The sequence below is a fragment of the Microbulbifer mixtoriginis (SeqCode) genome (assembly GCF_052467515.1).
This window is the reverse complement of the sequence record NZ_CP174314.1, coordinates 1430796-1454650: the sequence shown is the minus strand read 5'-3', so window position 1 is coordinate 1454650 and position 23855 is coordinate 1430796. Positions and strand designations below refer to the sequence as shown.

18 protein-coding genes and 1 pseudogene are annotated in these 23855 nt (G+C 39.9%); 7 read left to right on the top strand and 12 right to left on the bottom strand.

What is annotated here, in order from left to right; all coding sequences use genetic code 11:
* Positions 1-107 precede the first annotated feature (107 nt).
* Positions 108-557 (top strand): transposase, encoded by a 450-nt coding sequence (locus ACJJIT_RS06230; protein ID WP_444899177.1) that lies wholly within the window; start codon positions 108-110, stop codon positions 555-557.
* Positions 443-886: pseudogene (locus tag ACJJIT_RS06225) on the top strand (IS5 family transposase); the annotation flags it as partial. The gene ACJJIT_RS06230 and the pseudogene ACJJIT_RS06225, both read left to right, overlap by 115 nt.
* Here the strand turns inward: ACJJIT_RS06225 and ACJJIT_RS06220 are convergent.
* Both ACJJIT_RS06220 and ACJJIT_RS06215 read right to left on the bottom strand, forming a co-directional pair.
* Positions 867-1190, bottom strand: a complete 324-nt coding sequence (locus ACJJIT_RS06220) for a hypothetical protein (protein WP_444900324.1) — start codon at positions 1188-1190, stop codon at positions 867-869. The pseudogene ACJJIT_RS06225 and the gene ACJJIT_RS06220 overlap by 20 nt on opposite strands.
* Before the next feature lie 72 nt (positions 1191-1262).
* Positions 1263-1451: a hypothetical protein gene (locus ACJJIT_RS06215; protein WP_444900323.1), complete on the bottom strand. Its 189-nt coding sequence runs from the start codon at positions 1449-1451 to the stop codon at positions 1263-1265.
* Positions 1452-1975: 524 nt separating this feature from the next.
* Between ACJJIT_RS06215 and ACJJIT_RS06210 the strand changes: the two genes are divergently transcribed.
* Complete coding sequence (locus ACJJIT_RS06210; protein ID WP_444900322.1) at positions 1976-3019, top strand: alpha/beta hydrolase; 1044 nt, start codon at positions 1976-1978, stop codon at positions 3017-3019.
* A gap of 24 nt (positions 3020-3043) precedes the next feature.
* On the opposite strand, the gene ACJJIT_RS06205 is transcribed toward ACJJIT_RS06210, so the two are convergent.
* Together ACJJIT_RS06205 and ACJJIT_RS06200 are read right to left on the bottom strand one after the other, a co-directional pair.
* Entirely contained in the window at positions 3044-3373 is a 330-nt protein-coding gene (locus ACJJIT_RS06205) for a cupin domain-containing protein (RefSeq protein WP_444900321.1), read from the bottom strand.
* A 259-nt stretch (positions 3374-3632) separates the two neighbouring features.
* Positions 3633-4115, bottom strand: coding sequence for a hypothetical protein (locus ACJJIT_RS06200; protein WP_444900320.1), 483 nt, complete (start codon positions 4113-4115; stop codon positions 3633-3635).
* 462 nt (positions 4116-4577) lie between these two features.
* Here ACJJIT_RS06200 and ACJJIT_RS06195 point away from each other — a divergent pair, with 462 nt between their 5' ends.
* Positions 4578-5738, top strand: a complete 1161-nt coding sequence (locus ACJJIT_RS06195) for a patatin-like phospholipase family protein (RefSeq protein WP_444900319.1) — start codon at positions 4578-4580, stop codon at positions 5736-5738.
* A gap of 88 nt (positions 5739-5826) precedes the next feature.
* Here the strand turns inward: ACJJIT_RS06195 and ACJJIT_RS06190 are convergent, their stop codons facing one another.
* The 4 genes from ACJJIT_RS06190 to ACJJIT_RS06175 all read right to left on the bottom strand — a co-directional run bounded on the left by ACJJIT_RS06190 (position 5827) and on the right by ACJJIT_RS06175 (position 8490).
* Entirely contained in the window at positions 5827-6051 is a 225-nt protein-coding gene (locus tag ACJJIT_RS06190) for a GDCCVxC domain-containing (seleno)protein (RefSeq protein ID WP_444900318.1), read from the bottom strand.
* Between the two features lie 78 nt (positions 6052-6129).
* A complete protein-coding gene (locus ACJJIT_RS06185) occupies positions 6130-6471 on the bottom strand; it encodes a hypothetical protein (protein WP_444900317.1) in 342 nt (113 codons plus the stop codon).
* Positions 6472-6479: 8 nt separating this feature from the next.
* On the bottom strand, positions 6480-6839 hold the full coding sequence (locus ACJJIT_RS06180; protein ID WP_444900316.1) for an alpha/beta fold hydrolase: 360 nt from the start codon (positions 6837-6839) through the stop codon (positions 6480-6482).
* 169 nt (positions 6840-7008) lie between these two features.
* Complete coding sequence (locus ACJJIT_RS06175) at positions 7009-8490, bottom strand: lytic polysaccharide monooxygenase (protein WP_444900315.1); 1482 nt, start codon at positions 8488-8490, stop codon at positions 7009-7011.
* Between the two features lie 861 nt (positions 8491-9351).
* Here ACJJIT_RS06175 and ACJJIT_RS06170 point away from each other — a divergent pair.
* Entirely contained in the window at positions 9352-9951 is a 600-nt protein-coding gene (locus tag ACJJIT_RS06170; RefSeq protein WP_444900314.1) for a hypothetical protein, read from the top strand.
* A gap of 104 nt (positions 9952-10055) precedes the next feature.
* Here the strand turns inward: ACJJIT_RS06170 and ACJJIT_RS06165 are convergent, their stop codons facing one another.
* Complete coding sequence (locus ACJJIT_RS06165; protein ID WP_444900313.1) at positions 10056-11543, bottom strand: APC family permease; 1488 nt, start codon at positions 11541-11543, stop codon at positions 10056-10058.
* Positions 11544-13604: 2061 nt separating this feature from the next.
* Between ACJJIT_RS06165 and ACJJIT_RS06160 the strand changes: the two genes are divergently transcribed.
* Positions 13605-14759 (top strand): hypothetical protein, encoded by a 1155-nt coding sequence (locus tag ACJJIT_RS06160; protein ID WP_444900312.1) that lies wholly within the window; start codon positions 13605-13607, stop codon positions 14757-14759.
* 133 nt (positions 14760-14892) lie between these two features.
* Here the strand turns inward: ACJJIT_RS06160 and ACJJIT_RS06155 are convergent, their stop codons facing one another.
* On the bottom strand, positions 14893-15759 hold the full coding sequence (locus tag ACJJIT_RS06155) for a glycosyltransferase (RefSeq protein ID WP_444900311.1): 867 nt from the start codon (positions 15757-15759) through the stop codon (positions 14893-14895).
* Positions 15760-17555: 1796 nt separating this feature from the next.
* Positions 17556-18839: a hypothetical protein gene (locus ACJJIT_RS06150; protein WP_444900310.1), complete on the bottom strand. Its 1284-nt coding sequence runs from the start codon at positions 18837-18839 to the stop codon at positions 17556-17558.
* A 664-nt stretch (positions 18840-19503) separates the two neighbouring features.
* Here ACJJIT_RS06150 and ACJJIT_RS06145 point away from each other — a divergent pair.
* Positions 19504-21081, top strand: coding sequence for a phytoene desaturase family protein (locus ACJJIT_RS06145; protein WP_444900309.1), 1578 nt, complete (start codon positions 19504-19506; stop codon positions 21079-21081).
* Between the two features lie 171 nt (positions 21082-21252).
* On the opposite strand, the gene ACJJIT_RS06140 is transcribed toward ACJJIT_RS06145, so the two are convergent.
* Positions 21253-23070, bottom strand: a complete 1818-nt coding sequence (locus ACJJIT_RS06140; RefSeq protein ID WP_444900308.1) for a DUF885 domain-containing protein — start codon at positions 23068-23070, stop codon at positions 21253-21255.
* Between the last annotated feature and the right edge of the window lie 785 nt (positions 23071-23855).

Genomic DNA, 23855 nt, shown 5'->3' with positions numbered 1-23855 from the left:
TAATCGCAAAGATTATTATCCCCTGTGTGCGGATACTCTCTAGAGGCTGTTTCATAACTTGAAATCGGCTATTCTCACGCAATTACATAGAAAAAAGGCCAGCAATAGTGAGCCGATTCAAGTCAGAGTTAACCAATGATCAATGGAAATTGATCGAACCTTGTCTTCCTGAGTTAAAACGAGGAAAGGGAGGCCCAAAACCCATTGATAATCGAGCTTGTTTTGAGGGCATCCTATGGCTTTTGCGTTCTGGAGCGCGATGGAAAGATCTTCCTTCACATTATCCATCACCGAGTACATGCTGGAGAAGGCTTCAATTTTGGGAAGAGCAAGGAGCTTGGTTACAGGCATGGAGAAGATTTCTGGAGCTGTTGGATCAGCAGTCTTTGCTTAACTGGGAGGAGGTCTTTTCTGATGGCAGCTTTGCACCAGCAAAAAAAGGGGCTTCGAAATCGGGAAAACCAAGCGGGGCAAGGGTTCAAAGTGGATGGTGGTGGTCGATGGCGAAGGTATTCCACTGGGAGGCACCATTACTTCGGCCTCACCAGCAGAAGTGAAGTTATTACACCCATTACTTGATGTTACGTATAAAAACACAAAGATTCATCGCTTAGTTTATGATAAAGCGGCGGACTCGGATCCTCTTAGAGATAGCCTGTTGAGTCGTGGAATTGACCTTATCTGTCCACACAGGAGAAATAGGAAAAAAGTCTCAAGGCAGGATGGCAGAAAGCTTAGAAGGTACGCTCGCCGTTGGAAAGTTGAGAGGACTTTTGCGTGGTTGGGAAATTACCGCCGTTTAGTTGTTAGATGGGAGCGATATTTGTCCACTTATCGTGCTTTTTTCTATATTGCATGCATGTTAATTACGTTAAAGAAGTTATGAAACAGCTTCTAGGTACCTGAGTAAAAAGAATAATGTTTCGCCCTGTATCCAGCACATCTTGCTTGCTTAAAGTTTGCACTGGCAATGAAGCGCAATCCCCTTCCGCGTAACCCCAGTCAGTTGGCTTGAAAACATAGTCCCCCAGGCGACTCTCAATCTTTTCACCAATTTTGTTCCTAAAATTCTGATGATAATCTGAATCATAAGCCTCGAATTTTATAAATAGCACTTCATCCTGATTATCCTCGAGAAAATCCGTGATCTCATCAAAGCCATCCCCGAGAGTTGCCGCTGTGCCTGCCATGTATATGCACATAGTGGCCTCTTCAAGTCCCATATGACACATGTGTGGAGTAGAGCTAAACGTGGATGAAGGTTAGGTATCGTACTCCACTAGGCGGATACCACGATGGAACAGCTTCTCAGGGGCATACCATTGATTAACATCGGTATATACTCCCTGATCCCACTGGAAAGAAGCATAGGCATTATGTGCCCCTGCCCACAGCGTTTTTGACAACGGTGCCCTAGTATCAATTTGTCCCTGCAAATCCAACCGATGCACCTTTGCATCCCCTGAATCAATTTCTCCAGCAGCCATCATCCATACTGAGATTCCCAGTAAAAAAATAGATAACGAGTTAATTATTCTTAGCGTTATTTATCCCTGACAGATGTTTGATAGTGAAAACACAAATACAGAGTGTCTCTCCAGTTTTTCGGGGATTGACTAGCGCTGGCGTTTCAATAGGAAAATTACCCTAAAAGACCGCAGTAAAAGTGTATCCTTAACGTTACTTAACCATTCCATAATGCGTACACATTTTTGGACAGGAGATTGAGAGGTAATTTGAAAATTATCACTCTGGATCTTTCTTATTTTTAACTATTACTTCACACACCTAGTAGCTGCTCACAGTCAATCTATAAAGTTATTTTTCATAAAATTTCACAATAGGCACAAATAAATTAGCGCTGAACGCTATCATTTAGGTATGATTGTAAAGTTTCACTTTTACTTCTGAACGTCCCATCTGGATGAATGTTACCCCCCGAGGCAACACTGGATTCAGGCAGCATTTCCAACACATGGATGAAAAAATAGACGAAGCTATAAGCGTCCAACCTTTTCCAATAGAAATACCCTACCGTCAGTACCAAGCCACAAGATACGGAAAAATCATGGCCTATACCCTTGACAGCCAATTCAGCCAAGCAATCGAGCAATTTAGGGCTTTACTGGAATCCATAGAGCCAATAGCAGTAGGTGATGTGGCCACAAGACGTGAGGTTGGTGAGCATGTTCTCAGAGAGGTATTTCAAACCCATCCCATGCCAACCGATGTATCAATAGAAGATTTTCTGGTAAATCTGCCCGATGAATCCAGCATCTTATTGCGATGGTACTGTAAACAAAACTCAACGCCGGGGTCAGCGGTACTCTACTTACATGGTGGGGGCTTGATCTTCAATGATGTAGGAATATACGACCGATTAGTCGCAAACTATGTCTCAAAGAGTGGCGTGCCATTTCTCTCAGTGGATTATCGCAAAGCGCCAGAATATCCTTATCCAACCCCCATTGAGGATTGTTACTCGGCATTGTGCTGGCTCCATAAGAATGCCAAATTGCTGCAAGTAGACCCCGACAGGTTAGCTGTTATGGGCGATAGTGCTGGTGGAGGGCTGTCTGCGGCACTGACCATCTTAGCAAGGGACAGGAATGGCCCTTCTTTAGCAAAACAAATTCTTATATATCCAATGCTTGATGACCGGAATACTGTTGAGGACCCAAAGCTGGCTCCCTATGTACTTTGGACTAATGATGACAACCTTACCGCTTGGCAGGCTTATCTCGGAGAAACAATGGGTACAAGTAAAGTAACCGCTGTTGCCGCTCCAGCTCACTTAAAAAACGCGGAAGGATTGCCCTCCGCATATATTGAAATTGGGGAATTGGACATTTTTCGCAATGAAAATATTGAATATGCACGCTTACTCGCCAATGACGAGGTAAGTACAGAGTTCCACTTGCGTCCAGGCGTTAATCACGCATGGGAGGTATTTGCACCTACAATCCCAATCTCCATTAGAGCCATGAATGACCGTATTCGGGTTATTCAATCTGTTTGAACTCAATAGATTTTGCTGGGGAAATTAAAGGCTTTTCTCTTTATCTTTAGCTTGAAACCAAAACTCGATTTCATCTGTATCCTCTTCAAATGAGGCAGCATGTTCAGTATTTGCTGGAACATGGTACCAATCGCCAATTCCAAAGCGCTGAACAGCACCATTCATACTTAGTATCAACTCGCCTTTCGTAATCACCCCATAATTATCAGTCGCATGCGTATGATCTGGAATAACCGTTCCCGCCGGATATGATGCAAAAAGAACATCACTTCCTTTTGCCTCCAACTTGCAGGCATCAAACCGACCATCATAAAGAGGTAGCTGCTTAATTCTATCTGGATAACTTCCTGACATTCTGGATACACTCCATGTATTAAACTTTGAGCCTCGCTCCTGCAAATAAAATATTAGCCCAGGATGATAAAAAGCGCACTATTCGAAACAAAGTAACACAAGACATTAGTGGTTGTATCTAACCTATGGAGAAAAAATAGTTAATCAAAGAGAGGCAAAAGCTTGATAAAGCAAAACCCAAACAAACACTAGAGAAGCAATTATATTGACATATTACAGCAACCACCTTAGATGCAGCAAATTGCCTTTCTATTTTATTCTATCGTGTTTTAATTTCTATTGAGAATTCCACCCCCTCCAATGACTGAAGGTAATCAGGATTTTCAGGATCGTTTATTAGCTTACCACTAAAAGAGACATTCTCAGCCTTTTGCTGCGTCTCAAAAAGATTAGGCAATGTGCTTTTTCTGGAGAAATCATACTTCTCAACTGAAGATACGCCCTTCTCGAAAGCTGCACTGATATCTATCGGCCTAGAGCTTTTTTCAGTGGCGAGAGCGCTTTGAGGGCCATGTTGGTTATCAGGAGTTTCAGTGTGATCTTCTACACTTGAAATATCATCTTTAGATAGCTCACTGGAACTAACAAAGTCCTGTAATTGTTTTTCCTGCTCCAGCGTCCCCTCAACGACCTCTTCAGTACCAAGCCTAGCTTCCGCCCCAGATTCAACTGAAAGTGACTCGGGCCTGCCACATGAAGCCAAAATCAACAACAAAAGGGCCACAAAAAAATATTTAAACATAATTATTAGCCTAGAGCTCACAGCTTAGAATTCTTTACAAAACCAGTGGGTCTATATCTAGGGTTCGGTACACATCTATAATGACTCTATCTTAGCATAAGTCATAATTCGATCAGCAGAATACAGTGAGTCTAGGAGGTTATCCTAAATATCATCTTTTTGAAAGGTAGTTGTTCTCAATACCTGTGTAAAACGTTAACAGACAGTCAGAATATTGACTATGTAGATATCACAAGACCAACCAGCTTATATACTCTTCTGCAATATATGCATTTCGATAGAATTCCAGAGGGAATAGCCATCTCAGCCACTCCGATCAAAACACCAACAACCCTACCAACAATATAATTTATGAATAAGAAAAATAAAAATTAAATCAAAAACATCGCTAAAAGCCACTTGAAAATAAATATTATTGCTTAAATTATGCCTGAATTATTGGCAGGCTACTTGGGTGACACAATGAAGACCTGGCAACTTACACTCTTTATACTTCTATTGTTAGCCACAATTGGCATCACAATTTATATCTACAATCATCGCTTTACTGAAAAAACTAAGTTCCATAGGATACCGGTTACTGAAGAAGCCATTATCTATGAAGCCCCCCTCAAGGATAAAGAAACCATTAACATCCTAATTTTGGATGGTGGAGGGGTTCGAGGTCTTATCCCACTATATGTTCTTCAATATATTGAACGTCAAGTAGGCAAGCCTATAAATGAAATATTTGATGTTTTCAGTGGAGTATCCACCGGAGCTATTATTGCTACAGGAATCAACATTCCCATGAAACAACTACGTGAACAATATGGTGACTACGGCTCAAAAATAGACCTACTGATAAAACTTTACAAATCTGAAAGTAAATATTTATTCTCAACACCCTGGTATCATAAAATATTGACTGGAGCTGGAATGTTTTCACCGAGGTTCATGGGAGATCGACTCCATCAAGTTTTAAAATTTCATTACTCAGAAATCTTAAAATTTACTGATTTAGAAAAACCAGTCATTGTGCCTTCTCTTGATATCTACACTGGAAGGGTACATCTTTTTAAAAATTATGGTGAAGAAATTGCTGAACTCCCTTCAAACAGTGTCTATCAGCTAGTGGTTGCTGCATCCAGCGCGGAAGGGGTATTCCCTCCTGTAGACTTTATAACATCAAACAGGGACCTCAGTCATCGATATTTTGCAGATGCCGCGGTATCAGAAAATGATCCGACCAGCATGATATTACTGGACATTATTGAAAAATACCCAAATAAAAATTATTACATACTTATAATGGGATCGGGTACCCCGCCTCTGCGTAGCGCAAAGGATAGTTATCAAGACATAAAAAACTGGGGACGACTGCAATGGTTTCCTGACCTTATCACAGATGTACAACGATCTATGGATACGCAGCAGCTCTACGCTCTAAGAATTGCAAAATTATTATCTCCAAAAGGGAGGATAGAATTTGACTACTTAAACGTAAAAGTAAACAATCCCAAAGTCGGAATTTTTGACTACGAATCAATCAATTCATTAAAAATTCATGCAGATAGATTAATAGAAGAAAATAAGCCGGAAATTGATCAAGCCATTGAACACCTAAAGGAGAGATCAGAATAGAATGGGCTAAACGCCTATACTTTCGATCCCGCTTGAACCAACAGCCTACCTGTTTATACTTTCTTACCACTAAAATTATGGCTGCCCCTTACGAGGAGCAACAGGGTTTTCCATCTTTTTGAACCGGTGGGCACGCAACCGTTCCATAAGAGCAAAATACACAGCAATCGCCTTTCTTGGGACTTAATAGCTCTCCACAATTCTTACATTGATAGAACCATTGGCATGCATCAATCGGCATAGTTTCCGTATGATCATGACCACATAAAGGGCAGGTGATCCTGGAAGTTAAAACCTGCGCACTCTTTGTCATATCAATCCCTTTAACATTTGTGACTTAGGCTATAAAGACAAGTCCTGAGTTTCTCAAGCAGCAATCTGATAAGAATATTTAAATAGAGGCTATTAGTATCTGCGTTAATTCCTCAGGCTTATCAATCATTACATCATGTCCACATTGAATAGAGTTGGACTGCCATCCGCTATCTCGCTGTGCTATTTCATAAAATGGCTTACCAATTCCCGGAGCCCACCCTGTTGCATAGATATAAATGCGATAAGGAATTAGTTTCCAAGCCCCCTCCAAAAAGATTGGTTGCTCAAAGGTCTTGAGGGGTTGGTCTACACAGCGCCTATTTACCCAGGCCTGATCATGAATATTTACTCCAAAGTTTTTAGCCTGATCTGGGGCTACCAGAAAGCCTTTATCTGTAGACCTAGCACTTTCAAGCAAGGTAGAACCTATTTTTCCTTAGGTAAGAGTTCTAAAGTGCATAGCCCGCTCTCCGGCACCAAAGCATCAAGATAAACAAGAGTGCGGACATTGCTGGGTACCTTATCAGCAACACCGGTAATGACCATTCCCCCATAGCTATGACCACATAAAATGATGTTAGAGAGTTCTTCCGATTCAATGACACCAAGAACATCCTGAATATGTGTGTCCAGGTCAATCTTATCATTTAAAAGGTGAACTCTCTCTCCTAGACCTGTTAATGTAGGAGCAAATACCAAATGGCCAAAATTACGCAAGCGATCCGCAACCCGCCGCCAACACCAACCTCCCTGCCAAGCGCCATGTACCAAAACGAAGGTTGCCATCCGTTGCCACCTTTATGTACGTAATGAATTTACATGTAATAACCGGCCAAAGAGGCTGGTATGAAATGACTTGGAAAGCAGCATTTCATGCTGTCAATACTAAGGAAATGAGCCACCTATATTCAACCGCCTCCCTCTCATTATATGGAAGCGGTTGAGAATGTTTAAGTTACTCACATGAGCTCTGCTCCCAGTACTGGGGTGCAGCAGTGGGAGACCACCAGTTTGGCCCGTAGGTGGAAGTATATACCTGGCCCTCAAAAGTTACACGATCACCAGACTGATAGGCCTCATCGCCTGCGTAAGGCTGCTGAAATTCCGGGCAGGAAGCTGCCGTGTCGCCCTCTGTGCTGGTATTGTCATCAGAATTGTTATTAGAGGAAGTATTGCCTGATCCCATATCAGAATCGTTGTTTGATTCACCCCCTGCTGTTTCACAAGTAGTTTCAATCCAAAGTGCTGGCGCCGAGCTTGGAGACCACCAATTGGGCTCGTGTTTGGATTCGTAAGCGATACCATCAAAAATAACGATATCCCCAATCGCGTAACCCGGATCACCAGCGTAGGGCTGCTCAAATACTGCACAAGAGGCAGTCCCAGTATTCCCACTACCTTCGGTGTTTCCAGTATCATCTGAATCATTGTCATTGGTATCTGAAGTACCATCCCCCTGATCAGCACTAAGTTCGTACCCAATCTCAACGTTTCTCAGGCCACTATTTTCTAGCAGATAAATACTATTAATACCGTACAAGGGTTCAAAGCTACTGCTACCATCATAATCACCAGCTCTAATACTGGTTTGCTCTCGGTTAATCAATTCAGCCAAGTCGTGAGACCAATTTTCTGCGATCCCTTGCTCGCTTGAGGCAATCTCCAGAAGTGTAGAATAAGAGCTATTTTCACCGGAGCTATCAAACACACGGGTATATACCTTGTCTCCAATATTTAAGTCTTGTGTTGGATTAATTGTGCCTACAGCACTCCACGCAGTATTGGTAACATTATCACCATCAAACTCAACATCGATAACGTTATAAAAAGCATTCACTGTATCACCAACATCCCAAACAGCGAGGATGACATGGTAACCCTCACGATCTGGGACCTGACACTCATGTGTCATATTTGTTGGAGGTTGCTCATAGTTTCCATCCACTTCACAAAAGGGATTAAGATCAAACTGATCACGGGTTAAGGGCACGTTTGGATTCCAGTTCTCTTTGGTAATATAGTATTTCCAATCCCTGCTTACATGGTTCGCAGTGAAGTGCCATTTAAAGGTTTGCCAACCAGAACTGATATAATTCTTAACCCAGCGATCAGAAGACTGTTCATTTAGCTCTGACCAAGAGCTATTCCCCGCACTGGCAATCTGCCCATCAGCGGGTCCACTTTCCGGGAAGCCTTCATTACCCTCTACACTTTGTGGTTCCCACTGAACTGCACCGCAGTTTATATTCAACTCTCCAGAGTCGAGAGGATATTTACATAGTGTCCCACGTGCGGATGCAACCCCGCCATCAGCAGCTTCTACATAACCATGGCCAAGTACATTAGAGCTAATTCCAGTTAAAACTACAGCCATTAATGTATGACTAAAAAAAGGTTGTTTAAATACAGAAGCTAATTTGGTTTTTCGGTAAATCATATCTTTGCCTGTTATTCAATCTTGTCCGATGTCCTTCCCCAGTTAAGCTAGATCCTTCACTTACCGAAGCAGGTTTTACTTCAGAAGTAGCGTTAGCGACAAAGCTATGGACCGCCACTGATTAACACGGTTCCTAGAAACCAAGCAAAAAACCATTTAGATTAAAAATAGAACCCTGCTCTCACTAAAATTCATTAAAAGCAATATAAAACCACTTAAAAAAGCCAAGAGAGCATAAAAAACTGAAATTATGATTCGAATTCACAATGCCTTGATAAAATTAATGAACACTAACGACAATTACGGCCAGATTTTTGGCGCAAAAAAACAAGCCAATAAAAAACAAGGAGTAGTAGCCATGTTTTCCATATTTCCTGCACAATTACGCTGTAAAATGCCCAATTGTGGAGGCCCATCCATAGTTATCTTCTACCCGCAAGCACAATAAATCCTAGTGACTGACAGGCAAACCGCACACAAAAAGATATTTCACAACTCTACTTTGATCCAATTCGAACCGGGATATAAATAAAATCTGAGCGAGCGCATCTATGTATAGTTGAAAGTCTACAAGTGTAAATATATAGAGCTATATAACGTCAATTGCACTCTGAAAACTCTGCCTTCTAAGTGAAGGACCCAAAACCACTAACCGAAACCACACGCCTATACTTTCGAACAGGAAGGACATTATCTCCACCTTAAAAAACTGAAAGAACTCACCAATAAAATCCCAAGCAATATTTCTCTTTCAATTTGTAATTAACTGATATTGATCAAGGTCACTGTGTGATGTACGGTTATATTGTTTCTGACCAATCAGTCAAATAATTGATAATTATCCGATAAGGAGGCAATGTTATGGCAGTTCAGCTAGGTGGTAATTATGCTGCTTATCGATTCAGACCGGAATGTACCTGGGTGACAGGCACCAATGCAGGAGAGCTGCGTTCTGATGGTTATGGTTCCTGTGTGGGGCTAGTGCTCTATAGCGGCGCCCCTAGAAAGATTGGTGTAGTCGCTCATTTTTCAGGATCAATGCAAGCTCCGCAGGTAAGAAATGATGCCCTTGAGATAATGGCAGCAGTCTGCCCTATTGCGCCGGGAAGAAAGTGGCGGGGATCGGTTTTTGGTGGCGTATCACTCAATGGTAGCTCTTCACATCAAACCATGCTTGGAAATGGATCCAGCTTGACACACACACGAGCGTTAGTTGATACCGTACGTGGCGTGTTGGAATTTAATCGCATGTTTGATGTTAATTTTAATATTACGAATATGGAAAAATTTAATTTCACTACCCAGGGAGTTTTCACTGAGATGACTTTACGTCAAGGTGGAAATTATGTTGGACATCAGGGTGTTAAGTTAGATCTTGCCAGCGGAAGAGTAACCTGGGATGATCTCAATCATGGTTCAGGCAACTCGAAAGCCAACAAGATGATTAATTCTATGTTTTGACCTTCAAAACTTGACCTGGCAGATATCTCACCAATGCTGTCAGGTCAAACCTTTCAGACCTAATTTTTATGAAGATGCCCACTTTATGAGAGCATCTTTTACCCTCAATCTCTTGCCTTATAATTTTTGCAGAATTCAACGTAATAACGCGAAGATATCAACAGATAAAAAGCTGCAGATGCGCTTATTATCAACCAAATATTTGATATAAAGTACAAGCTCCATAAGTATGCCAAAAATGGAAAAGTAAATATAATTAGCTTATCAAATCCAGCTTTTGTTATATGAAGCCCTGCATATATAGAGACCAAAACTGATAAAGATGCACATACTAAAAGCAGCGAAGAAGACTGTAATGTTTGCATTAATAAACCCAGTAGGATAAAAACTATCAACCCAAACCAACGAGTGTTAGGCTCAAGCGCTCCCATACTGATAGGCGCAGCCATATAACTAACAATATGGTACCCTGTTACTATTACCATAAGTGCTGCCCAACTATCCGCATTAACCAAAACAATAGCTGCCAATACCCAGTTAACTAGAATGGATCGTCTGGAAATATTGTGCACTGGATCTAGCACCGCTAGCCAGCGAGGCATTTGCCCTACCTTGGCCATCGCAAATAAAATCCTTGATGAAGCTCCAAGGTACGTATATCCAGAAGCTGAGGGGCTAGTGATACTATCTGCAAGTAATATTAACGCCAAAAAGTGGAGGCCAAGCAGAGTGGCTAGATCTAACAGTGGTGAAGCAAAGTTCAACCCCTGCCAGCCACCATTCTCCATCAACACCTGATGTGGAACGGCCTCCATAAAAGCAAATTGCAATGACAAATAAACCAAAGTAATGATTACTATCGACAGTGTTATCGCTAAAGGAATATTGCGTTTAGGATTTTTGATTTCACTAGCAAAAGCAACACTTACTTGAAACCCATTGTAGGAATAGATCAAACCTGCACCAATGATGGCTGAAAAGGCACTATGGAACTCAAATTCCTGACTGGAAGGAAGAGAAAAATTTGAACCTATGTGATTTCGGGTAAAAACTACAATGAGTAAAACTGTCAGAGCAAATAGTGGAGTAAAAATCTTGAGTACAGTTACAATATTATTGATTTTAGTTAGCCAACGAATACCATAAAAATTAATCAGTAGATATAACGCTAAGATGCTAAGGGCAAGTAATTTTCCCCAAATGGTAAGACTATGACTTTCAATCAGTAAAGAAGAGCCAATAGCAGAAGAAAGATATTGTGTAGTAGCCTGAGCCTCCGTTGCAACCACCATTAGAATGCCAAACCAATTGGCAAAGGAAAAAGGCATACCAAAGATACTGTTATAAGAATAAGCACAGGCTTGAGCTAGTGCACCTCGGACCGGATAAATCGACACGACGCGCGCAAGACACAAACCTACCATCAAAACTAAAACTGCTGCGAGTATCCATGCCACAAATGCCCAGTTACCCGCATATCTAGCCGTTAATTGGGCGCTAAACAGCCAGCCCGAGCCTACCATGCAAGTTGCACTGAGCAATGTTGCGCTTAGCAGTGTCGCTTTTTTCTTACCACCCTTCTTATGATGCATATTTGGTAGATTTTTATAATTTATATTTTGAGTAGATCACCATTTTACCAATCGAAGAATATCAATAGTTCTTATTCACCCATCTGATCAAAAAAATACACACAAGCTTTTGCATCTACTTATCTACAGCTCGTAGCGTCCAATAGTTTTTTTCGACCTTATATAAAATTACCAGATTCATAACCTCTAAGAAGTTATAAAGCCTAATATTTAACTATTGACCCTAGATATTCTGTGGTTAACAAATTCAATACCGATCAATTGAAGCACCTAGTATACTGTTTAACTATCAACCGACATCAAATAAGAATCATTCGTCGTGTAATACCTCTAAAAGGCATAGAATTCGTCATTTATCTACTAATATATTTATATTTTCTATCTACCTTTAGCCTACCCAATAAGGAAAATATATTTGATTAAAATATCTATACTGGTACAAACATATTGCAAACGTATTAGGGTCACAATTGATAGCAAATAACTTTTGGGGAACTCACCTGTATTGGCTAACATTGGATTCAAGACTTTAAGTAAGTATCAACAAAAAAAGCCATCATCTTAATAATTATAAAACTATAAAAACCGGCAGCTCATATGGCAATGTAATACTATTAAGTTAACTACCTGCAACTGTTTCAATAGATCGGCATACAAGTTCATCTTTTGTTTTAAAAAATTGTGCGATCACCACCTTAAATTGATTATGTAAGACAGTGAAGTATTGTACGGTTTCCTCTGAAAAATTATTAAGTTATTTTTCAACCAATTAATATCAATCAAGGATTGATTCAACTTCCATTCAAACATCTTCCCTAGCTTAATATTTCAAAGAAATTAAATACTTATACATACAAGCTTAAAACACAACACCCTACTTTTGTCGAGTATTAGATTTCAAACATTGTTAAAAAATCTAAAACTACAGCTATCGAGAAATTTATTAAGATAAATGGGTATACCAACAAATAATTATGTAAAACCTTGCACAGAAGCAGTACATTTGATTGCTAAATGGCACATCCCCAAAAAATTATTGGAGAAGAAGAGGATTTCCTATCAAAAGCATAAACACGATATAGCCAACCAACAGTTAGACTTCGAAGCTATCTAATAACTTCTGAGCTTTTCACCCTCCTGTCTTGTGCTGCTTCCTATTTCTCCTCTGCCGGCAAGTAAGATCCAATCCATAACTCACTAAATAATCTCGACGAAAGTTAGGGGCAGTCACTTTAGAATTTACAAAGCGACCAATTTCTTTACTTCAATGCATAATATGAATTAGGATGCAATAAATTTACTTCAGCTAATGAGTTAACGGTAACCCGTAATAAAATGTCTTCGCAGCCGACTACTATCATCTACTTTGTATCCTAACTCCGAATAGTTTCCCAACTTCAGCCCTCATTTTCTTGCTGTAGAAAAGCTGTAATCGGAAATGATGCCCCATTTCAAACAGAAACCTTTGATTAAGTTGTCCCAGAAATTTTCATCGACTCCTTAACAAGTACCTTGCTCTTCCTATAGTTAGTACCTTTTCCAGCAAGTGCTCGATGGGGATAGTATAAAAGAAGACGTTTCCATTGGGCTCAGGAGGGAAAAATTCATAACATGCTTCCTAGCCGATCAGTGGACTTTGTGCCTCTTTTAAGCGCAGAAAGGCAAGGTTTGATCATTACCAATGATCACCTGTTAATCTTGACATGAATCGGCTCTCAATTATCGGTCTTATTTTTTTGTGATTACGTGAGACCAACCAATTTCACATTATGTAATAGCTCTCAATAATAAAAAATATCATTATAAATAACTAAAAGAGATTTAAGAAGCGTGGAAATAGCTTTTTGAAATAAGAGTTATAGACACCTATTTAAACACAACATCTGACACACAGCCCAAATAAAATACTCGATGAAATTTTTTCCACATTGAATGTTATAAATTTAATAATGATCTATAAGGAGACCTCCAATTCTTCTAATGACAAACTAAGCTTATTTAGAGCTTTAAAATATGGTTTCTTAAAACTGAGATATTAGCTCGCACTCGCAGAGGGATCTAATGCAACTTTTCACCAAAATATTGATCAATCTATTTACTCCAGTAAAAACTCCAAAAAGTTTTGTACAGCAGTTTTTAAAAGAGAATGATACTGCAACAACATTAATGATTTATCGCTTTAAAAAATATGGAAAGGAAGAAGTTACGAGTTGCTTGAGCATACTTTATGATCTGGTAGAGCTCACTTCTGCTCCTCACTCTAAGCCTTATTATCTTTCACAAATAAAAGAATTACAAAATCAGGCAACCAAAAATTCAAGTAGAAATTTTGTTTATAGAAGCCTAGAAAAGATGAGGACTCCAATTTACATTCATTTTAGCGAAGATAGTACCTACTTCATTATTAATCACGAATTCTTCTCAGGATATACGGGGCTACTGGTTGTTAAATGTGCAAAACATATATTGCAAGGAGAAAAAGCCAGATCCGAAAAATATTATTTAAAGTTAAAAAGACTCTACCATGGGAGTAGAAATCGCTCTCTTTTGAAGTACTCAATAGATTTTCTCAAGGCCTTATTTCTCATTGTTGGACTAATTTTGTACAACAGGAGGGACTCTAAAAAAAACCCTTTTCATTTGAAGGGGTATAGAAATACAAAAGGAGACGTTGACGATATTGTAATGATATCGGCTAAAGTGAGAGCTGAAGAACCTTCTCTTGAGGATATCACTGAAAAGTTTATCGTTTGTTTTACAAAATTTATGGGCAGAAAAAAAGCAAATATAATAATAACACAGGAATTTACACAAAATTTACCTAAACAACACATCATTCAGAAAAGAATCGGTAATACTGCTTGCGGGTTTAAATTTTCCTTCAGCACACTAAATAAATCTGCGCGTCAGCAGATTCATCTATTGCAGAAATATGATATAGCCTACTACGGAATGGTTTTACTTGATGTTCTTGGAGTGAAGAAAAGATCTGACCAGCCGGAAAAAATAGATTTTATGCTGAGTTACTTACCCATTGACGATGATGACTTCATTGCAGTCTATGCAGTCGCTAGAGATACCTTGAACTTTACTATAAGCAAATATGACAAGGGCTATTGGATATACACCACTGTCAATAAAGCGGCCTTTGACATAAAAAAGATAACTTTTTTCTTAAGAAAATTTTCAGTTGAATGCAATGTAACGGGCATCTAATGGCTGAAGTCTCATTTCTTCACTAATATTGTGAATCATATCTTATTAAGAACCAGTAAATTGCTATTTTGATCTAGCACTATCCCCCAATAGACACAAAACAACTCAGAAAAATTTTAGCAACTTCAGTCAATTAAAAACCTGTTAAACCAAAACGCCTGAACTCACGAGTACTAAATTCATAGTATCCGTTAATTTTCTTGCAAATGTACTGATAGTTTGGGTTATTTAGCTTTTCAGTCTTTGAGACTGACTTGTCAATTTTCTCAGCCGGTGCAACCTCATCTTGATGATAAACAACGGCTTTATCTGCAAAAATTGGCTCAATATTTAATTCACTGATAACCCTGTAAGCCATATCAATATCATCATACCCCCATGTACCATCATAAAATTCGTCAAACATTCCCACTTTGATAATATCTTCTTTTTTATAGATCATATTACAACCATAGAAATGACCCCAGGGTTGCTCCGTATCAGGTAAGTCTTCTATCTTACCGATCCTTCTATCTTTTGTTAACCCATAATTCGATGGGCTTTTAAATCTGGGGCAAGCACTTAGATGTATATCAGTTCCGTCTATCATATCAACCTCAACATCCTTAAAGTGAATGAACTCCCTCAACCCTGCCATACAGATGTTCTTCCCCTTGTTATTAATTATATTATTAATCAGCATTAGGTAATTGGAGGATGGAATACAGTCGCTATCTGTAAAAACACACCAGTCATATCTAGAAATCCTTACTCCTAAATTACGAGCAGAATTAAGGGCAAAAGGATTATCTAAAATCTGGCGATAAAGTAAGGTTAGATTCAATTTATCCTTATATTCCTTATAACAAGAATAAATACCTGGATCACTTGAATTGTTATCGACAACAATAACTTCGAAATCATCTTTTGGGTAATTTTGGACAGAGAACCCTTTCAGCATGTTGCGCAAGAGATCCGAATTGTTATAACAAGGGGCGATTACGCTAAATTGAGACTTCATACTATCAATCACCACTTGTTACTATGAAATATACTTTTACTACATAATACTCAATAAAGTATTTAAGCAAACTTAACTCCCTCCCTGTGAATGTAATTCAGCGATTTGTTTTTGGGACAAGCCCTCACTCTCGCCTATCATCCCTGTAGGTTTAGTAATCGTTAAGGTATCAATTTCTCAGATAATATTACTCATTTGAATCTTACTTCTGCAGTAGTAGAAATACAATACTAGCCGCCTCAAGATGAAATCAATGCAGTTTGGTAGCTAGTGATCTACAATATAGCGGAGATTGTGAATAGATCAATTCATATCACAACCTATAGATATTCACTAGTGTTATATCCATGAATATAGCAACCATCATATCACCTTTTAACTATAGGTTGCAGCTCAAAAATTTAGGAGTTCTCATTCCTATCCCTTAAAGGACAAGCCGGCATATACCAAGAGGATGTTGATTTTTTACATCACAATTATTATGGAATCTTAAGTGGTCATGATCACACTTTCCCTAATACACAAAGGTAGGCTAAGGCCACGATTATTATTAGCAATGAAATCCATATTTAACATAAGCATTCATACCAATGATTCCAGAATGCTTATGAGTATTTACCCTCTAAATAAGTGTGAAATTTTACGCAATAAAGAGTCTACACTTCATTATTCGAAACCAGGCTTTAACATGTATTTCCCTCTTTTGTATTGAACCAAATCTACCTTTTTCGGGAAGTGGCTAACACCGTGAACCGCAGACTTTCCACAATTAATAAGCTGGCAAAACCGAAAATATCCATGTGTTCAGTATTTCTTAATGGCGAAATAATTTCTTACTTTGGCGCCAAAAATCTCCCTTTACTCCCCCCTTATTCTGCCTTTCTTACACGATTTTACTTACGCTTAAAGCACCTTGGTTTCTTTACGGTGTGCCACTTTACATCTTTAGATTCTAATTCATCGTATTTTTATATACTGGTGGAGCCAAAATCTACCTAGTTAGGGTTTACCGGCTCATACAGAAATTTAAATCTGTACTTATTGGCAGCTATTGTATCGGCACTATGTGTTAGCCCGCCAGGGCCCTATAAATCAACATCCAACTTTACTCCAATATACCTGAATTTTTTTGTATTCCGTTGTTTAGGTTAACGTTTCTTCTATTTTTTTTATGAAAGTGGATACCAATAAATCGGATCTCTAGTATTTTAAAAAATGCATTCAGTGACAATACAACTCTCAGTGGATACACAAGCAGCGTCTCTCTGGCCCGGTCGTTAATAAGTAAACACCCAAATTTCAGCTCCTTATATAAAGTGGGAACATTCAAAATTCCCCCACGAGTTTTAACTTATACTATGATTCGCCAAATCTGACTTAATGTATAAATCATACATACCCCAGCAGGAAGACAAACAATACCCCATCGGAATAAAATCATTCAAAAAACCCAAGTAGAGGTTCGAGCAGATTGAAAAATATTTTAGGGGTTGTAAGGGTACATAGGTTATAAGCAGTATTTCGCGAATGGCCACAACCCTTCGAAAAATCTTTAATACCGGAATTATGCCGTTCGGAGATTGTTACACCGATTTTTCAGGATGATTCGTATACACCATTATGAATTTAAAGACTTAGATGCCCTGCAAAGCCATACCTTGGTTACAAATTATTATTAGAGACAGAAATCTAAATAAAGCAACCAGACTTCCTAAAAATTACTTCACATGTAAAATATAATGTGACCTATTCAATCAGAGCTCTTCTAGTTGAGCAGACTGTAGACTTTAATTTATTTAAGTATTATTGACAAGATCCCTAAGCGCATTGATAAATTTTTCCGCGAAGTTTAAAACATTATCTTTCTTAGTAAGGGGAGAGCAGTAAGAGAAAATAAATACTGAGTTCCTAACCGTTGAATAGGTTAACAGTGATATTGGATGAGCACCATGTGTCTGGAAAGGAATAGCTGTTACAATTTCAAAAGATTTCATGTGCGTGCCCAAAGCTTTCATGCTTCCAACATTTGAAATACATAACCCTTCAGAAAAAACTGGTTTATTATTTTCATACTCTTGAGCCCAACCAATAATATCCCCTAGGATATAATCTTTAGGAAAGGCGAACTTACATGATTCTCCCTCCGCGGCTTGGCGATCAAGCTCAATTTGCAAGTATCTTGCTAGCTGCCAAATATTACTAGTATCAATATTAGGTATTACTTCTAAAGTGGTTACTGCAGAAAATGCACCCACTGCGCTTAAACCGATTTCCGATCCACATAAATCTCGAACATCTAAAGGTAAGAGAATTTTAATCCAGTCCCTATGATTAGGTAAAATTTTTGAGGCCTTAATAGCAACAGCACAAAAAAGTGCACTAGGTCTAACTTTGTAGCTCTTCCCCTGCTTTACAATACTTGAAAGATCCTCCATAGGAAATTGTCTATAAATAGCGTGCCCCTCACGCTCTGCAGCAAAGGCTGACTCTTCAACTGGCCATTTAAATAAATCATCTTTAGCGTTACATGACTCCTGTCTTGCGAAGTATTTGGAGGAGCGAAAGTAACTCTCAACCGCTTCATACAAGGGTTGCCTTCCTAATTTAAATGTCTCAGGCTCCCTAAAATATATATCTAAAACACAAAAAAGAGTCATTACTGACCGGCCATCCAGGGCTGCATGGCTGCTTACCAGGGATATCCAGTCAACTTTATCCTGGGAATTTATATAGAACGAGAGCGTATAAGTACATTTTTCAACATCAAGTCCAGCCTCGCCTCTACGCGTAAACTCCTCTTCAAAATCAAGAGGCCCATCTAATTTCACAACTTCGAAAGGGATAGAATCGAATGATACATCGCAACGCCAGCGAAGTTGCTCTCCAGACTCCACACGTGCTTGTAATAGAGGATAAATTTTATGAATCGATGCAAATCCAGACTTTAATTGCTCAACGCTTAGTGGTGTAAGAACTTTAATGAAGGAAATAACTAAAGTACCTCCACAGGTCCTCCTGGCTAATTCTGTGAATATTGCTTCTTGAGCACCTAACACTCTGGAAAGGTTTTCACTGGACACGAAATATCATCTCTATAAGGCATGTCTATGCTAACTAAAGTAATTCCTATAGGAGGTAATAACAAAGAAAATTTAGCATTGAAAAGTGATTTTGTTCATACATTTCACACTTAATGGCTGCAATATTTTTTTACTTTTTAGCATCAACCAGGAAATTAATCTACGAAACTGAACTCATACTTCTCGTGTATTGAGTTAAACTCAACTTGGCTTCAGCCTACCAAAAGGACAGGGTTATTTAAAAACCCGATATAAACCTTCGTTATAGATAGTTGCCAATACGCCTCCCAGAATATCTGCGTACATGACGGCAGTACACAAATTAATTTCAGAGAAAATCTAATAAGAAGTGATATAGATTAACGCCTCACCAATAATACTACGGGTGCTCCCCTTTAGGCTCCTTGAGCTCAGTATATTTAACTGGACAGTTTTTTTGAAGCCGCATAGTTTTAATCAAGGATGCAGTAAACACTAATTTTGCACTAAAGCGATAATAATAAAGAGTTTTGTACAAGCATTTCTCCCACCTTAATTTATCTTTAAAACTTTAGATCTAGCAATAGACAAAATGGTATCGATAATAATCTGATTTTGGACTCTTTATTTTTCTGCGGTTTTTGACGACAATTGATCCTAACCTTTTCCTACTCAGAGAATAATAATGAAGGATTTTTTGATTATAGGCGGTGGCCATAATGGCCTTGTCTGTGCCTGCTATTTGGCTAAAGCTGGAAAAAATGTAACGATTCTTGAGCGCCGGTCGATTGTTGGTGGTGCTGCGGTTACTGAAGAATTCTACCCAGGCTTCCAAAACTCTGTGGCAAGCTACACCGTGAGTCTGCTTAACCCCAAGATCATCGAAGACCTCCATCTACGAGAGCATGGCCTGGAAATCAAATTACGGCCGCAATCAAACTTCTTCCCACTTTCAGAAGCCAATAGTCTTTCCTTCCATAAGAATCTTGCAGATACACAGGCAGAGGTAGCACGTTTCTCTGAGAGAGACGCAGCTACCTTACCTAACTTTTATGCCATGCTGGAAACCGTTGCGGATATTTTACGCGAAGAGCTACTGCGCGCTCCTCCCAACGTGGGTGGTGGTCTTATAGACCTGGTTCGCGCTGGTGGATTTGGGCTTAGAGCGAAAAGGTTAAGCATGGTATCACGCCGAGACGCTCTGGACCTGTTCACCAAGAGTGCTACCAACGTGCTGGATGCCTGGTTCGAAAATGACCATGTAAAAGCTGCGTTCGCCTTTGACTCTATTGTCGGTAACTATGCCGCTCCAAGCACTCCCGGTTCCGCCTATGTGCTCTTGCACCATGTGTTTGGCGAGGTAAACGGTGAGAAAGGCGCTTGGGGCCATGCTATGGGTGGTATGGGTGCTATCACTCAAGCCATGCGTAAAGAGGCAGAGCAGCTTGGGGTCACTATTCGCACAGATGCTGAAGTCAAAGAGGTGCTTATCGATGGTGGTCGCGCTACCGGGGCACGGCTAAGTAGCGGGGAAACCATTGCAGCTAGTAAAGTAATCGCCAATGTCGGCCCTAAACTGCTCTATTCCCAGATGATTGACGAACAACATCTGGAGCCGGAATTTCACCGCAGGGTACGTGGTTTTAGAGTGGGGTCCGGCACCTTCCGTATGAATGTCGCACTGTCTGAACTGCCAGACTTTACATGCAAACCCGGTACTCACGTACAACCGCACCACAAGTCGGGAATCGTCATTGGCCCTTCCATGGATTACCTGGAGCAGGCCTATATAGATGCGGCTCAATACGGCTGGTCAAAGCAACCCATAGTAGAGATATTGATCCCCTCCACCATCGATTCCTCCCTGGCCCCCGAGGGCCAACATGTGGCCAGCCTATTCTGCCAACAATTTGCTCCAGAACTGCCGGGCGCTAAAAGCTGGGATGACTATCGCGAGCAGGCAGCACAAACCGTTATCGATACTATCACTAATTATGCTCCCAATTTCCGAGACTCCATCATCGCTCAGCAAATTCACTCACCTCTGGATTTAGAACGCAAGTTTGGTCTGATGGGTGGCGATATCTTCCATGGTGCCTTAGGCCTGGACCAACTGTGGAGCAACCGCCCTTTTATGGGCTTTGCGGATTACCGCACGCCGATTCAGGGCCTGTATCTCTGCGGTTCCGGTAGTCACCCGGGAGGTGGCGTTACTGGAATGCCTGGGCATAATGCTGCGATGGAGATTTTAAGGGATAAATAAAAAATGACCCGCAGAAAGCAGGCCATTATCTGTTTGGATTCAGTAGTGGGGTATGAGTCGAACTCAACCCCCTTTCAGGCGCTACAATGAACTTGTTGATCGCTATTACAATTAACGCGAGCTCACTCTAAATAGCAAATGATACTGCTTGAAATGCCTTTTTATTAACTCTTAGACTTTCTTAGTAGCAATCCAGCGGTCAACAAGTTGCTCTAACACCATCAGCGGTACGGCACCATTAGTTAGCACCACATCATGGAATTCACGTATATCAAATTTATTCCCTAACTTTTGACGAGCACGTTCTCGCAACTCCAATATCTTCAACATACCAGTTTTATAAGCTACAGCCTGACCCGGCATCACAAAGTAGCGCTCAACCTCAGTGGTGACTTCAGTTCTCGGAAAACCGGTCGTTTTCACCATATATTCAATTGCTTCTTCTCGACTCCAGCGCTTGTGATGTATACCGGTATCTACCACTAAACGAACAGCACGAAGCATCTCATCTTGTAATCGCCCAAGATCATCATAGGGATCATCTTGAAAACCAATCTCCTTGGCTAGCTTCTCTGTATAAAGAGCCCAGCCATCCGCATAAGCTGTATTTGATACGGCTTTAAGAAAAGTTGGCAATCCCTCTAAATCTTTTGCAATTGCCTCTTGAAAATGATGCCCTGGAATTGCCTCATGATAAGCCAAGGTTCGCATGGTAAATTTCTTTGTTTCATGGACTTCGCGCAGGTTTACATAAAACACCCCTCCGCGAGACCCATCAATTGCCGGTGGCATATAGTATGCCTTAGGTGCGCCTTGTTCTTTGAACTCCGCAATTCGCTTAACTTCAACACCCGCAGTTGGCTTTATATTGAAATAATCGTCAATACCTGCGTTAATCTCATCGATAATCAATTGATAGTCTTTGATAATCTGCTCACGTCCCTTATCTGAATTTTCATAAAGAAACCGAGGATCATTATTTATAGCGGAGAAACGGGTATTAATGCTTCCCGTATCAAGACCTACAGAAGCAAAAATCTGCTTCATTTCATCTTCTATGCGTTCTACTTCCATTAAGCCCGTATTGTGCAGTTCATCGGGAGTCAGATTTGTAGTGGTATGAGTACGTATTTGATAGGCATAAAATTCATCCCCTTCCGGAAGATCCCAAACGCCATTATTTTTTGTGACTTTATACTGCAACTCCCGATAGTAGGCGATCAGGCTTGCGTACGCAGGATAGACATCTGTTTCAATTAATTTCTTTCCTCTATTAAGAATACGTGTACGCTCTTGAGCTGGTAGAGTTTCAAGATTACCCAGGCGCTCTTCCAGAGAGGTATATAGTATGTTTTCATGCACCGGGACGTTAATAAACCCTTGCATTTCGCTTAACACACGATCAACTACAAAACGCGGGGGCAGGATCTTTTTTTGTTCACGGATCTTCAGCCCCTCCAATACTTGAGAAAATTTTCTATCCACTTCACTCAAACGAGAAAGATAATAATCCGCTTCTTTAACATTATTAATTTGATGCAACTCAACAAGAAACTCCGGAAGAGTATTTTGCACACCAAACACTTGATTGAGAGGATAATTATGATGTTTCCAGCGTTCCCCTTCTACTAGATTTTCCAGGTAGTACTCCAGAATATCATAGGAAATTGCCTGCCGGTCATTGAGGCTAGATCTATCATAGCTCCTTAAAGTAGATAGTTCATCCTTAACTATCTGTATCTCATGTTGCTTCATCTTTTCAGAAACATCATCAAGATGGGCATTATGACCATCAATCCCAAACCGTTCCAGTATGCGGAAAATTGAGAGTGTTTCCGGGCTGGTACTTTGAATTTTTATAAAGGCTCGCTCAAAATATACATTGATAGACCATGGTTTAAAATAAATTGCATTGACGGCAAAGACCGAGATTGCAACCATCCCAAGCAATAGTATCCCGCCAACCCACTTGGCTGTTGTTTTTATCATTATTAGATCCTCCTAATTTGTGCCACTATTTTCACTATGCCCTTAAACAAAGCACAACCATTAGATCTAGATAATGCGTCAAACAAACCGAATAAAGCGATAAGATGCACATTGTAGATAGATCATGACAGAACAATGACTTTCAGAGAGGCCTGAAGACCAAAGTAGCTCAAATATTACCAAGTGAGAATCTTCCACCATCCTTTCGATTCAAGCTGCGAAAACCACCATATCACCACGCTATTCTGCTAACAAATCACTCAAGAACTGCTGGAGGTCAAAAATTAGAGAACTATCGTGATTGGTCAGCGAAAACTATTACTGGTACCATCACCAACTACAATTCGAATATTCCTAATGCCATCATCGCCTAGAAAATTCACTCTCCCTAGATTTAGAAAATAGGTTTTGTTTGATCTATTGCGATAGATACCATATTACCTTGGGATTGTATCAAGCGTGGAGCAACTGGCTCTTTATTTACTTTGTGGATTGATGCACCCTGTACCAAGCCCCGTATATTTGTGACTCCGGTAATCTCGATAAGTGTAGCGATCTGTTTTGGGACTTAAGACACCAAGAATCAGGTGATACAAGGGCCAAATAATTTTACCCTTGACAGATGATAGATAACGACTGCTCAACATTGGTTCAGATTTCACCCTCTAAACCAAGCTCTAGATGCTAGAATAGACGCTTAAGGATGATACCATCTAACATTTTTTTAATATGTATATCCCACTTATAAAAAATACCTCAACACCGCTACTCTAGACATACCTGAA